The 12,509-nt window shown below is 72.3% G+C and carries 11 protein-coding genes; 7 read left to right on the top strand and 4 right to left on the bottom strand.

Features of this window, described 5'->3' with window-relative positions; translation table 11 throughout:
- Nucleotides 1-153 precede the first annotated feature (153 nt).
- The 3 genes from pheA to AB0C96_RS02405 all read left to right on the top strand — a co-directional run bounded on the left by pheA (nucleotide 154) and on the right by AB0C96_RS02405 (nucleotide 3,846).
- Complete coding sequence (gene pheA / locus AB0C96_RS02415) at nucleotides 154-1,080, top strand: prephenate dehydratase (protein ID WP_362912806.1); 927 nt, start codon at nucleotides 154-156, stop codon at nucleotides 1,078-1,080.
- 649 nt (nucleotides 1,081-1,729) lie between these two features.
- Nucleotides 1,730-3,019 carry a serine--tRNA ligase gene (serS, locus tag AB0C96_RS02410; protein ID WP_362912804.1) on the top strand — a complete coding sequence of 430 codons (1,290 nt, stop codon included), beginning with the start codon at nucleotides 1,730-1,732 and terminating at the stop codon, nucleotides 3,017-3,019.
- Nucleotides 3,016-3,846, top strand: coding sequence for an HAD family hydrolase (locus AB0C96_RS02405; protein WP_362912802.1), 831 nt, complete (start codon nucleotides 3,016-3,018; stop codon nucleotides 3,844-3,846). The genes serS and AB0C96_RS02405 overlap by 4 nt, the downstream gene beginning before the upstream one ends.
- Here AB0C96_RS02405 and AB0C96_RS02400 read toward each other — a convergent pair.
- Entirely contained in the window at nucleotides 3,834-4,643 is an 810-nt protein-coding gene (locus AB0C96_RS02400; RefSeq protein WP_362912916.1) for a rhomboid-like protein, read from the bottom strand. The genes AB0C96_RS02405 and AB0C96_RS02400 overlap by 13 nt on opposite strands.
- A 20-nt stretch (nucleotides 4,644-4,663) precedes the next feature.
- The gene (locus AB0C96_RS02395) at nucleotides 4,664-5,695 is read right to left on the bottom strand and encodes an Lrp/AsnC family transcriptional regulator (protein WP_362912800.1); all 1,032 of its coding nucleotides are present in this window, start codon (nucleotides 5,693-5,695) and stop codon (nucleotides 4,664-4,666) included.
- 183 nt (nucleotides 5,696-5,878) lie between these two features.
- Between AB0C96_RS02395 and AB0C96_RS02390 the strand changes: the two genes are divergently transcribed.
- The 4 genes from AB0C96_RS02390 (at nucleotide 5,879) to mltG (ending at nucleotide 10,629) form a co-directional block, all read left to right on the top strand.
- Complete coding sequence (locus AB0C96_RS02390) at nucleotides 5,879-7,396, top strand: MFS transporter (protein WP_362912798.1); 1,518 nt, start codon at nucleotides 5,879-5,881, stop codon at nucleotides 7,394-7,396.
- A 385-nt stretch (nucleotides 7,397-7,781) separates the two neighbouring features.
- On the top strand, nucleotides 7,782-8,117 hold the full coding sequence (locus AB0C96_RS02385; RefSeq protein WP_362912796.1) for an SAV_915 family protein: 336 nt from the start codon (nucleotides 7,782-7,784) through the stop codon (nucleotides 8,115-8,117).
- Nucleotides 8,118-8,132: 15 nt separating this feature from the next.
- A complete protein-coding gene (lysA, locus tag AB0C96_RS02380; protein WP_362912794.1) occupies nucleotides 8,133-9,512 on the top strand; it encodes a diaminopimelate decarboxylase in 1,380 nt (459 codons plus the stop codon).
- A gap of 310 nt (nucleotides 9,513-9,822) precedes the next feature.
- Nucleotides 9,823-10,629 carry an endolytic transglycosylase MltG gene (gene mltG / locus AB0C96_RS02375; RefSeq protein WP_362912792.1) on the top strand — a complete coding sequence of 269 codons (807 nt, stop codon included), beginning with the start codon at nucleotides 9,823-9,825 and terminating at the stop codon, nucleotides 10,627-10,629.
- Nucleotides 10,630-10,688: 59 nt separating this feature from the next.
- On the opposite strand, the gene AB0C96_RS02370 is transcribed toward mltG, so the two are convergent.
- Both AB0C96_RS02370 and AB0C96_RS02365 read right to left on the bottom strand, forming a co-directional pair.
- Nucleotides 10,689-11,408, bottom strand: a complete 720-nt coding sequence (locus tag AB0C96_RS02370; protein ID WP_362912914.1) for an ABC transporter permease subunit — start codon at nucleotides 11,406-11,408, stop codon at nucleotides 10,689-10,691.
- 79 nt (nucleotides 11,409-11,487) lie between these two features.
- Nucleotides 11,488-12,399: an ABC transporter ATP-binding protein gene (locus AB0C96_RS02365; protein WP_362912790.1), complete on the bottom strand. Its 912-nt coding sequence runs from the start codon at nucleotides 12,397-12,399 to the stop codon at nucleotides 11,488-11,490.
- Nucleotides 12,400-12,509: the final 110 nt, after the last annotated feature.

Here is a 12,509-nt window from a genome sequence, read left to right as displayed (position 1 = left end):
AGGGGAAGGGAGGCCCCCCTGCGGGGCCACAACGGGGTCGGGGGTGGCGGTATTCCCGTGTGCCGGCCGTGTGCCGGGGCGGCTCGGTATCGTGGCAGGGCAGGGAGAAGATCGGCGGGGTGCCCCCGCAGTTACGCGAGGGAGTGCTCAACGATGTCGGCCAGCCGCTATACGTATCTCGGCCCCGCGGGCACGTTCACCGAGGCCGCGCTGCGCAGCCTGCCCGAGGCGGCGACCCGCGAGCTGGTGCCGATGGTGTCGGTGCCGGCCGCGCTGGATGCGGTGCGCGCCGGTGAGGCCGCGGCCGCCCTGGTGCCGATCGAGAACTCCGTCGAGGGCGGGGTGACCACCACCCTCGACGAACTCGCCGCCGGCGAGCCGCTGATGATCTACCGCGAGGTGCTGCTGCCGATCGCCTTCGCGCTGCTGGTGCGCCCCGGTACGTCGCTCGACGACGTCAAGACGGTGACCGGGCACCCGGTTGCCCAGCCGCAGGTGCGCAAGTGGCTGGCGGCCCAACTCCCGGAGGCCGTATGGGAGTCGGCGGCCTCGAACGCCGACGGCGCACGGCTGGTGCAGGAGGGCCGCTACGACGGTGCCTTCGCGGGCGAGTTCGCGGCGCCGACATACGGCCTGGCGCCGCTGGTCACCGACATCCACGACGCGCAGAACGCGGCCACCCGCTTCGTACTGGTGGGCCGCCCGGCCCGGCCCGCGGCGCCGACCGGTGCGGACAAGACCTCGGTGGTGCTGTGGCTGGCCGAAGACCACCCCGGTGCGCTGCTGGAACTGCTCCAGGAGTACGCGGTGCGCGGCGTCAGCATGATGCGGATCGAGTCCCGGCCGACCGGCGAGGGCATCGGCCGCTACTGCTTCTCGGTGGACTGCGAGGGGCACATCACCGACCGCCGGGTCAGCGAGGTGCTGATGGGCCTCAAGCGGATCTGCCGCGATGTGCGGTTCCTCGGCTCGTATCCGCGGGCGGACGAGACGACGCCGACGGTGCGCCGGCAGATGACCGACTCGGCGTTCACCGAGGCGTCGGACTGGCTGACGCGCTGCCTGGACGGGCGGGCCTGAGCCGCCACAGCGCTTCGGGGTCGGGCAACGACCTGCGGCTTTGGGGAGGGCTGTGGGTTGTCCACAAAGTTATCCACAGGCACGGTTCTCGACCTGTGGGTAAGTCGACATGGGAGTCGGACAGAGTCGACATATCGCCCTACTGACACCACATCGCTCCACACCCCTCCACAGCGCCCCACCGTGGACCCCGTCAGCACAATTCCCGTGATGAATCCTTTAGGGCGAGGCAATCCCACACGAAAGAGTGCGTGAACGGGGTTTGGACAGGGAATCCATAGTCGAGCATTTCAGGAGCGGAATGATCACCTCCGACTTCCACAGATCTCACACACAGCCTGTGGATAAGAATCCGAGAACCCCCTGAGCCTGTGGACAACTGAGAGATCCCCGGGGAAAACCGGGCCCCCAACTCCCGCCGTCCACATAGTGGATCACTCGCCGGGGGCGCCGCGAAAGCCTCATCTCGGGCATCGGGAAAGCCTCGCCGCGGACTTCGCGAATTCCCCCACACTTCCTCCGCGCCCCCACTCCCACCCCCCTCTCGCCCGCCGGCGCCTTAAGGGAATGAACCTCACAAAGCGGACAAAAGTCGCGCCGGGGAATATCGCGTCGAGGGGCGGGGTGCGGCCCCGGTAGCCTGGTGGATGTGATTGACCTTCGCCTGCTCCGTGAGGACCCCGACCGTGTGCGCGCGTCCCAGCGCGCCCGTGGAGAGGACGTCGCGCTCGTCGACGCACTCCTCTCCGCCGACGAGCGGCGCAGGTCGTCCAGCGTCCGCTTCGACGAGCTGCGTGCCGAGCAGAAGGCGCTCGGCAAGCTCATCCCCAAGGCCACCGGCGACGAGAAGGCCGAGCTGCTGAAGAAGGCCGGCGAGCTGGCCGCCGCCGTCAAGGCCGCCGACGCCGCCCAGGACGAGGCCAAGGAAGAGACCCAGCAGCTGCTGCTGAAGCTGGGCAACCTCGTCCACCCCGACGTACCGGTCGGCGGCGAGGAGGACTTCCGGATCCTGGAGACCCACGGCACGATCCGCGACTTCGCCGCCGAGGGCTTCACGCCCAAGGACCACCTGGAGATCGGCGAGCTGCTCGGCGCGATCGACGTCGAGCGCGGCGCCAAGGTGTCCGGCTCGCGCTTCTACTACCTGACGGGCGTCGGCGCGCTGCTGGAGCTCGCCCTCGTCAACGCCGCCATCGCCCAGGCCACCGCGGCCGGCTTCACGCCGATGCTGACCCCCGCGCTGGTCCGCCCGCGCGCCATGGAGGGCACCGGCTTCCTCGGCCAGGCCGCCGAGAACGTCTACCACCTGGAGAAGGACGACTACTACCTGGTCGGCACCTCCGAGGTCCCGCTCGCCGCGTACCACATGGACGAGATCGTCGACGCGGCCAAGCTGCCGCTGCGCTACGCCGGCTTCTCCCCGTGCTTCCGCCGCGAGGCCGGCACGTACGGCAAGGACACCCGGGGCATCTTCCGGGTCCACCAGTTCGACAAGGTGGAGATGTTCTCCTACGTCGCGCCGGACGACGCCGAGGCCGAGCACCAGCGACTGCTGGACTGGGAGAAGCAGTGGCTGACCTCCCTGGAGCTGCCGTTCCAGGTCATCGACGTCGCCACCGGTGACCTCGGTGCCTCGGCCTCCCGCAAGTTCGACTGCGAGGCGTGGATCCCCACCCAGGGCAAGTACCGCGAGCTGACCTCGGCGTCGAACTGCGACGAGTTCCAGGCGCGCCGGCTCTCGGTCCGGATGCGCGAGACCGTCGACGGCAAGCCGAAGGTCCAGCCGCTGGCGACGCTCAACGGCACGCTCTGCGCCGTCCCGCGGACCATCGTGGCGCTCTTCGAGAACCACCAGCAGGCGGACGGCTCGGTGCGCGTCCCCGAGGTGCTCCGCCCGTACCTGGGCGGCCGGGAGATCCTGGAGCCCGTCGCCAAGTGAGCCCGTCTGCTCCGGCGGCCGTCCCGCCGCTGCCGTACCGACTCATCGCGACGGATCTCGACGGCACGCTGCTGCGCGCGGACGAGTCCGTCTCCGAGCGCACGCGTCAGGCGCTCGCCGCGGCCACCGCGGCGGGCGCGGCGCACATCGTCGTCACCGGCCGGGGGGTGCCCTGGACCCGACACATCCTCGACGCCCTGGACTACCGGGGGCTCGCGGTGTGCGGCCAGGGCGGGCAGGTCTACCACGCCGGTGAGCACCGCCTGCTGACGTCGGTCACGCTCGACCGCCAGCTGGCCGGCCTCGCCCTGTCCAAGATCGAGGCGGAGGTCGGCCCGCTGTTCCTCGCGGCCAGCCGGGACGGCCTGGACGGCGAGGTGCTGGTCGGCCCCGGCTACCGCGTCCAGGAGGGCCCGCTGCCGAACATCATGATCGACGACCCCAGCCACCTGTGGGCGGCCCCGCTCAACAAGGTCTACCTCCAACACCCGAGGCTGGACGACGATGCGCTGGCGGCCGCCGCGCGCCAGGTCGCCGGCGATCTGGTGGGCGTGACGGTGGCCGGCGAGGGCATCGTCGAGCTGCTGCCGCTGGGCCTGACGAAGGCGACGGGGCTGTCGCTGGCCGCCCGCCGTCTGGGCATCACCGCCAAGGAGACCCTGGCCTTCGGCGATATGCCCAACGACATCCCGATGTTCGCCTGGGCCGCGCACGGCGTGGCCATGGCCAACGCCCACGACGAGCTGAAGGCCGTCGCGGACGAGATCACCGCCTCCTCCGAGGACGACGGGATCGCGCTCGTACTGGAACGGCTCTACGGCAGCTGACCGCCGTCCGCCCCGCGGTCCGGCTCCTGCTCCGGCCCGCGGTCCGGCCCCTGGTCCACCGCGTGGTCCGGCCCCTGGTCCGCCGCGCGGTCCGGAGGCCGGGCCTGCTCCGCGCCCGCGTCCTTGGCCCCCTCCCGGTCGTCCGCGGCGCTGAGCGCCGCCGCCGGAGTCAGCGGCCAGGCCGCGAAGCCCATGGTCAGCGCGATGGCATGGCCGAAGTCGGTGAAGGTCGCACCGGTCGTCAGCGGAATGCCGAAGAAGACCAGCAGCCCGACCAGATAGACGTAGCACCAGGGCGGCCGCAGGCGGTAGGTCAACAGCCCGGCGGCGGCCGCCAGCCCGTAGGAGACGCCGATGTCGACGACGTGCGTCATCGAACGCGGCAGCTGGTGGCCCTCGATGGCCAGCAGGACGAGCTCCTGGCTGGCCAGGGTGGCGGCGACATGCGCACCGCCGACGGTCAGCAGCCATCGCCAGGTCCCGATCCAGCGCTCGACGTTGGCGTGCACCAGCTCGAACATCACCACGTAGAGCAGGAACGACCCCGGCCGTTCGATCCAGAAGCCGCTGATCAGGAGCGAGGGCAGCGGATGCTCGTTCAGCTCGTGGATGTTGCTGCTGGTGCGGTGGACGAGGAACTGCTCCAGCCCCTCGGAGGCCGAGGCGATGACGAGGCTGGTGACGCCGATGATCAACAACCAGATGTGGGTGCCCGGCGTCGAGCGCACCCAGTTCCTCACCCAGCCCAGCGGGTTGCCGCCGGACCGCCACGGCCGGCCGTCCCGCGGTGGCTCCATCAGCGGCCGCAGTCGCGCGCTCACCGGCGCCTCCCCGGGGCACCGGGAGGCATGGCCGCGATCGGCCCCGGCCCCTTGATCTGGCGGATGCGGGGCGCGCTCTCCATCGTCCGGACGCCGGGCAGCGCCGCGACCCGGGTCGTCAGATAGGTGTAGAGCGCGCCGACGTCCCGGCACAGCACGGACGCGAAGAGGTTGTTCGCACCGGTGGTGGCTCCGGCGAAGGCGACCTCCGGGTGCGCGGCCAACGCCTCGCCGGTGGCGGCGAGTTCGGCGGGCGCGACGGACAGCCACAGCGCGACCATCGTGCCGTACCCGAAGTGCCGCAGGTCGTAGTCGACGTCGTAGTACAGGACGCCGGCCGCGCGCAGCTCGGCGAGCCGGCGGCGGACGGTGGTGGCCGACCAGCCGGTGACGGCGGCCAGTTCGGCCAGCGGCGCACGGCCGTCACGGGCCAGCACCTCGAAGAGCCGGCGGTCGGCGTCGCCGAGCGTCGCCGGGGCCGCCGAAGGGTCCCGTTCCGGGAGTGCGGGGCGCAGTAGGGCGGTCTCCTCGTCGGTCAGGGCACCGGACTTGCTGAGGATGCTCTGCGCACCGCCGTAGAACTCGTGCAGCAGGCAGTGCGCGGTGACGCCGACGACGCTGGGGGTGCGCGGCAGCTTCTGGAGCAGCAGTGCGTCGCTGTGCTCGCTGTTCGCCGCGCGGCAGACCGCGGCGATCTCGGTGCCGCCGGACATCAGGCTGACCCAGGAGGTGTCCGGGCGCCGCGCCAGCGCCTCGGCGACGGTCACCGCGGACTCCGGCGTGCACTGGACCCGTACGAACCATTCGACCTCGCCCAGCGCCCGCGCGTCGGCCAGCCCCAGTACCCTCAGCGCGCCGGTGGTACGCAGCCGGCGGTAGCGCCGGGCAACGGTCTGGTCGGAGACGTCGAGCACGGCCGCGATCCGGCTGAACGGCGCGCGGCCGTCGAGTTGCAGCGCCTGGGCGATCCGGCGGTCGAGGGCGTCGAAGCCGTCGCCGCTCGGGACGGTCTTCCCGTCGGTTTTCACCGTTAGAGGCTAGCGCGCGTCGGATTGCGCCGCCGGCACCGAACTGACTGGGACTCGGCCGCCCCCGGAACGGACCGTGTACCCGTCCCCCACACGGCGGCCGTCACCACGGCACCCGCCCTTTCGCACCGTGTGGCGGGCGCAGTGAGCGATCCGCACCACCACAACGGAGGACGACCCGTCATGCACAGCAACCAGAACGGGCGGGGCGCGCCCGCCGGACCGGGCAGGTGGTGGCCGCTGGTCGCGATCACCCTCGGCAACTTCCTGCTGCTGGTCGACGTGACCATCGTGAACAGCGCGCTGCCCCGGATAGCCGACGGCTTGGGCGCCTCCTTCACCGCGCTCCAGTGGGTGATGGACGTCTATGCGCTGGCGCTGGCCGCGCTGCTGATGGTCGCGGGTTCGGCGGCCGACCTCTTCGGGCGGCGCCGGCTGTACGTGGCCGGGCTGGCGCTGTTCGCGCTCGCCTCGCTGGCCTGCGGGCTCGCCCCGGACGCCGGCGTCCTGGTCGCGGCCCGGGCCGTCCAGGGCGCGGGCGCGGCGGCGATGTTCGCCACCAACACCCCGCTGTTGATGGCCGCTTACCAGGGCCGGGACCGTGGTGTGGCGTTCGGCGTCTGGGGCGGAACCAGCGGCGCCGCGGCGGCGATCGGCCCGGTGCTGGGCGGCCTGCTCACCGAGTACGTGGACTGGCGGGCGATCTTCCTGGTCAATCTGCCGCTGACCGCCGTGGCGGTGTGGATCACCCTGCGCCGGGTCCCCGAGTCGTACGGCGACCTCCCCCACGCCCGAACGAACTCGGTCGGGGGGAGCCCCCTGTCACGCATCGACTGGCCGGGCGCCGCGGCCTTCACGGTGTGCGCGGGCGCGCTGACGTACGGGCTGATGCGCGGCGGCGAGCGGGGCTGGACGGAGGCCGGGACGCTGGCCGCACTGGGGGGCGCGGTCCTGGCGCTCCTGGTGTTCGTCGTCGTCGAACGGCGGGTCCGCCGGCCCCTGCTCGACCTGGGGCTGCTCCGCCGCCCCTCGTTCGCGGCGCTGATGGCGGCGGCGCTGCTCTTGCAGGCCGCGGCGTTCCCGTACCTGACCTTCGTGGGTCTGTGGGTGCAGAACGTGCTGGGGCTGAGCCCCGTACAGGGCGGCCTCGCGGTGACGCCGATGGCGCTGACGTCCCTGCTGGTCGGTGCGCTGGGCGGCCGGAAGCTCCAGCAGCTGGCTCCCCAACTCCCCATCGGCGTCGGACTGTTGCTGGTCGGCGTCGGTGCCCTGCTGCCGTTCGCGCTGCTCGGCGAGGGCTCGGGCTGGGCGACGCTGGTCCCCGGGCTCACGGTGAGCGGGCTCGGCATCGGGACGGCGATGCCGGTGCTGGTCTCGGCTTCGCTGGGCGCGGCGCCCCCGCAGCGGGCCGGTATGGCGAGCGGCGCGGTGAACACCTTCCGCCAGCTCGGCTACGCCCTGGGCATCGCGGTCCTCGGCACGGTCTTCGCCGACGCCCTGCACGGCACACCGTCGGCCGCCTCGCGCCGGGCCGTCGGCGCAGCGTATGTGTCCGGGCTGACGGACATCATGCTGATCTCGGGGCTGGTGGCGCTGGCGGCGGGGGTGCTGGTGCTGGCCGTCGTACGGCGCGGTACGACGGGCCCGGGAGCCGGCTCCGCCCCCGCACCGACTCGATCGGGCGCCCCGGCCGGCGTGTAGCCGTGCGGCCCGTCCCGTGAGCGGGGGGGGGCGCGTAAGCCCTCGGGCACGCGCAGTGAACGCACCACGATCACCCCCACGGGTTCTTTTCCCCCACTCACGGGAGGGGCCGCGCCACAGGACGAAGTCCGCAGGAGCGGCACCGCACCCGATGCCGAAAACCTGGGGAGAACACCGGCCGCCAGGCCACGGCGGGAGAGCCAAAGCGTGGGAAGCCAGCCAAAGCGCAGCGAACGCGTCAAGTACTGTCCACAACCCGTCAATGACGCGTCAGCGACTGGCGGAGGGCCCCGTTCCCCGGGCATAGCGTCGGCAGAGCCGAGCCCCGGCACATGCGTCATCCACCGGTCCGGGGCCGCCGATGTCCTGTTCGAGGAGCAACGCCGTGTCCCACCACCTCTACGCGGAAGATCCCGAGCCTTCTGATCGTGTCCCGACCGGGCCCCTGTTCGTCCCCGTCCGGTCGGGCCCTGCGGGCTGTACGGCCCGCCTGTTCCGCACTCCGCTGGGCGGCCGTACCGCCGTCGGCTTCACCTCGGCCCAGCGGCTCACCGCGGCCCTCGGCGGTGGCCAGCCCTGGGTCAGGCTCTCCGAGCCCGCGCTCCGGGCGCTGGCCGAGCCGGTCGGGGCGACCGCGCTGACCGTCGACCCGCGGCTCGCCCCCGAGGTTTCCGCTGCGGCCCGTACGCCCCGTGTGCACCACTACCTTCGGGCCGTCTGAGGAAGGGCGACGACCATGAGCCACAGCACTCTGCCCCGGACCGCCCAGGAGGCCGCGACCCCGCCGCCGGCCACCGCCGTGGCGCCGCCGCCGCGGCCCGCCGGTGGGTCCGTCTGGCCGGCCTCCGCCGCACCCCTCCCGCACGGCGAGGTGGCCGTGGGCGGCGTCCCGCTCACCGAGCTGGCCGACCGCTTCGGCACCCCCGCCTACGTCCTGGACGAGGACGAGGTGCGCCGCCGCTGCCGCGCCTACCTGCGGGCCTTCCCCGACACCGACGTCTACTACGCGGCCAAGGCGTTCCTGTGCCGCGCGATGGTCCACTGGGTTCAGGAGGAGGGCCTCGGCCTGGACGTCTGCTCCGCCGGTGAGCTGGAGCTGGCCGTCACCACCGGATTCCCGCCCGAGCGGATGGTGCTGCACGGCAACGCCAAGAGCCCGGCGGACCTCCAGGCCGCGCTCCGGCTCGGCGTCGGGCGGATCGTCATCGACTCCACCTCGGAGATAGCGCGACTGGCCGCCGCGGTCCCGGCGGGCACTCGGCAGAAGGTGTTGATCAGGGTCGTGCCGGGGATCGCCGCCGGTGGCCATGCCAAGATCCGTACCGGGACCGACGACCAGAAGTTCGGGCTGTCCATCGCCGATGGTTCCGCGCAGCACGCCATCACCCGGGTGCTCAGCCAACCGCGCCTCGAACTGGTCGGCCTGCACTGCCACTTGGGCTCGCAGATCACCACCGTCAAGCCGTATCTGTCGGCGGTGCGGCGGCTGGTCGGCCTGCTGGCCCGGATCCGCGAGCAGCACGGCGTCACACTGCCGGAACTGGATCTCGGCGGCGGTCACGGCGTCGCCTACCGCCCCGGCGAGTCCGCGCTCGACGTCGCCGCCCTCGGCGGCAAGATCCGCGCGGAGCTCGCGGGCAGCTGTGCGGCGGCCGGTCTGCCGGTGCCGCGGCTCGCGGTCGAACCGGGCCGCGCCATCGCCGGCCCGGCCGGGGTCGTCCTCTACCGGGTGCTGGCCGTCAAACGGACCGGAGCGCACATGTTCGTGGCCGTGGACGGCGGGATGAGCGACAACCCGCGGCCGGCGCTGTACGGGGTGCGCTACGCGCCGCGGCTGGTCGGCCGGCTGTCGGTCGCCGCGCCGGAGCCGGTCACCGTCGTCGGGCGGCACTGCGAGGCCGGCGACGTGCTCGCCACCGACGTGCAGCTCCCCGGCGACATCCGTCCCGGTGACCTGTTGGCCGTGCCGGTCGCGGGCGCGTACCACCTCTCCATGGCGTCCGGTTACAACCTCGTCGGCCGGCCGCCGGTGGTCGCGGTCACCGGCGGCCACGCCCGGCTGCTGGTGCGCCGGGAGTCCCTGGCGGACATTCAGGAGCGGGACATCGGGCTGTAACCGCCGTACGGACGCACCGGCGGGCCCGCCGGTGCGTCCCACGGGACGAACTCCCACGGGGCGAACTGCCACGGGTCGAACTCCCACGGAGCGAACGGCGGGCCCGCGGCAGATCGTGGACGTCGTGGCACCGGGAACATCCCCGGTGCGGAGATCGACCATCGGCGGGCATCGACCATCGGCGCCGTGACCAGGAACGGCCCCGGTGCGGATGTGGACGCCGTGACGAGGGGGTGAACGATCTCCGTCGTCGGCAACGATCCGGGGGTGGCCGCCCCTCGGCCACCGGGTCGTGGCCTACCGTGCCCCCATGAGCGATGTTCAGCGCACCGTTCGCCGGCCAGGACCGCGGCTCACCCCCGGCCGGCTCGTTCTCGTTGCCGTGCTGGCCGCCCTCGTCGTCCTCGCCGTGCTGGTCCTGCCGCGGCTGCTGCGCGGGCCGGAGCGGGCGAAGCTGACCCTCCCGGAAGGGCAGCGGGCCGCCCAGGTCTACGCCGCCACGGACCGGGCCCTGCACCTGCCCGCCGGCTCCACCGCGAAGGCCGCCAAGGCCGCGCACCTTCCGCTGCCGGCCGAGGCCAAGGGCAATCCGGAGGGCTACCTCTTCCCGGCGACGTATCCGATCGACCCGGACGCCACCCCGGCCTCGCTGCTCTCGTACATGGTCAAGACCGCCGACCAGCGGCTCGCCGACGACCGCATCACCTCCTACCGGACGGTGGTGATCGCCAGCATCGTGCAGGCCGAGGCGGACCGGCCGGCCGATATGGGCAAGGTCGCGCGGGTCGTCGAGAACCGGCTGGCCCGGCACATGCCGTTGCAGATGGACTCGACGATCAACTACGCGCTGGGCCGCAGCACCCTGAACACCAGCCACGCCGACACCCGTACCAAGAGCCCGTACAACACCTACAGGTACCAGGGCCTGCCGCCCACCCCGATCGACAACCCGGGGGCGGACGCGCTGAAGGCGGCAGGGGCGCCGCCCGCCGGCGACTGGCTCTACTTCGTCACCGTCAAGCCGGGCGACACCCGCTTCACCGCCGACTACCGGGAACACCTGCGGAACGTGCAGGAGTTCAACGACCGGCAGAAGGGCGGCGGGGCGGGAGCCTAGGGCGGACGGTCCTGGGGCCCGTCCCCCCGGGCGTGCCGCCCCTGCCGCGATGTGTGCTGCTACTCCTCGCCGGCGAGGGTGAGGGCCTTGAGGCGCCGGCTGGCGTACCAGGTCGCGCCGACCGTGAGGGCGACCAACAGGCAGATGGCGAGCGGCATGTGGACTTCGGAGGTGATCGCGCCGTCCGCGGCGGCCCGCTGGCCGAGGGCGAGCGCCCACTGCTGGATGCTGAGGGTGCGCGCACCGGGGATGAGGTTCCCGACGAGCGCCTCCCAGACCAGGGCGTAGACCAGACCGAAGACCACGGCGTGCCGGGTGATCGTGCCGAAGAGCAGGAAGAGCGCGCTGTAGGCGACCGAGGCGACCGCCGCCGCGACGGCGTAGCCCACCGCGATCTGCTGGCTGTTGCCGTTGAGGAGGTAGCCGGCGAGCAGGACGGGGACGGCCGAGAAGGCGACCGTGACGCCTATCGCCACCACCAGCTTGGTGAGGATGATCGTCGGCCGGGAGACCGGCTTGGCCAGCAGGTAGACCACCGAGCCGTCGTCGATCTCCGGTCCGATCGCGCCCGTACCGGCGATGACGCCGATCAGCGGGACCATCGTGCCGAGCGCGAAGCCGCCCAGGATGCCGCCGGCGGTGGAGTCGTCGGCGCCGGCCAGCGCACGGACGGCCACCGCGAGGACCACCAGGAGGGCCGGCAGCACGAAGAGGATCAGGGCCCGCCGCCGGCCGAGCAGGGCGCGGTAGGTGAGCCGGGCGACGGTCGGGTGGAACAGGGCGGCCTTGGGGGCGGCGGAGGACGCCGGCGGGGCCGTCGGAGTGGTCGTGGACATGCGTCAGGGCTCCTTTCAGGCCTCAGGCCGCGACGAGGTAGGAGAAGACGGATTCCAGCGATTCATCGGAGGGCGAGACCGTCAGCAGGCGGATGCCGTGGTCGCGGGCGACTCGCGGCAGGAGTTCGGTGAAGCGGCCGAAGTCGACCGCCTGGATGCGCAGCGCGCCCTCGACCAGGTCGACCTCGATGCCGGACGTCGAGGGGTCGGCGATCAGCGCACCGGCCAACGCCCGGTCGTTGTCGGACCGGACGAGGTAGCGGTGCGGGCGGTCGGTCATCAGCCGGCGGATCTTGCGGAAGTCGCCGGACGCGGCGTGCCGGCCGGCGACCACCACCTCGATGTGCGAGGCGAGTTGCTCGACCTCCTCAAGGATGTGCGAGGAGAACAGGACCGTGCGGCCCTGGTCGCCCATCTGCCGCAGCAGCTCCATCAGTTGCATCCGCTGGCGCGGGTCCATGCCGTTGAAGGGCTCGTCGAGCAGCAGCACGGACGGGTCGTGGACCAGTGCGGAGGCCATCTTCACCCGCTGCCGCATGCCCTTGCTGTACGTCGAGATCTTGCGGTCCTGGGCGTACGCCATCTCGACGGTGGCCAGCGCCCGGGCCGCCTCCTTCCGGCCGAGGCCGTGCAACTCGGCGTTGGCCACCACGAATTCGCGCCCGGTGAGGAAGTCGTACATCGCTTCGCGCTCGGGGACGATGCCGATGTGACGGTAGATGCCGGCGTTGCGCCAGATCGTCGTCGCGTCGAGGGTGACCGATCCGTTGGAGGGGGCGAGGAAGCCGCCCATCATGTTGATCAGGGTGGACTTGCCGGCGCCGTTGGGGCCGAGCAGCCCCGTGACGCCGGGGCCGATGGTCATCGTGATGTCGTTGACGGCGACGACGTTGCCGAACCAGCGGGAGACGTGGTCGAGCGAGACAGTACTCATGGGCGCGGCCCATTCCTTCGAAGGGTGGTGGCGGGCGACGGCGACAAGAAGAGGCGGCGCGAAGCGGTTCCTGCCGGGGTGGTGGCGGGCGACGGCGACAAGAAGGGGCA

Source organism: Streptomyces sp. NPDC048506 (genome assembly GCF_040651315.1).
In the GTDB taxonomy this organism is placed as follows: Bacteria; Actinomycetota; Actinomycetes; order Streptomycetales; family Streptomycetaceae; genus Streptomyces.
This window is presented reverse-complemented; position numbering and strand designations above follow the sequence as displayed.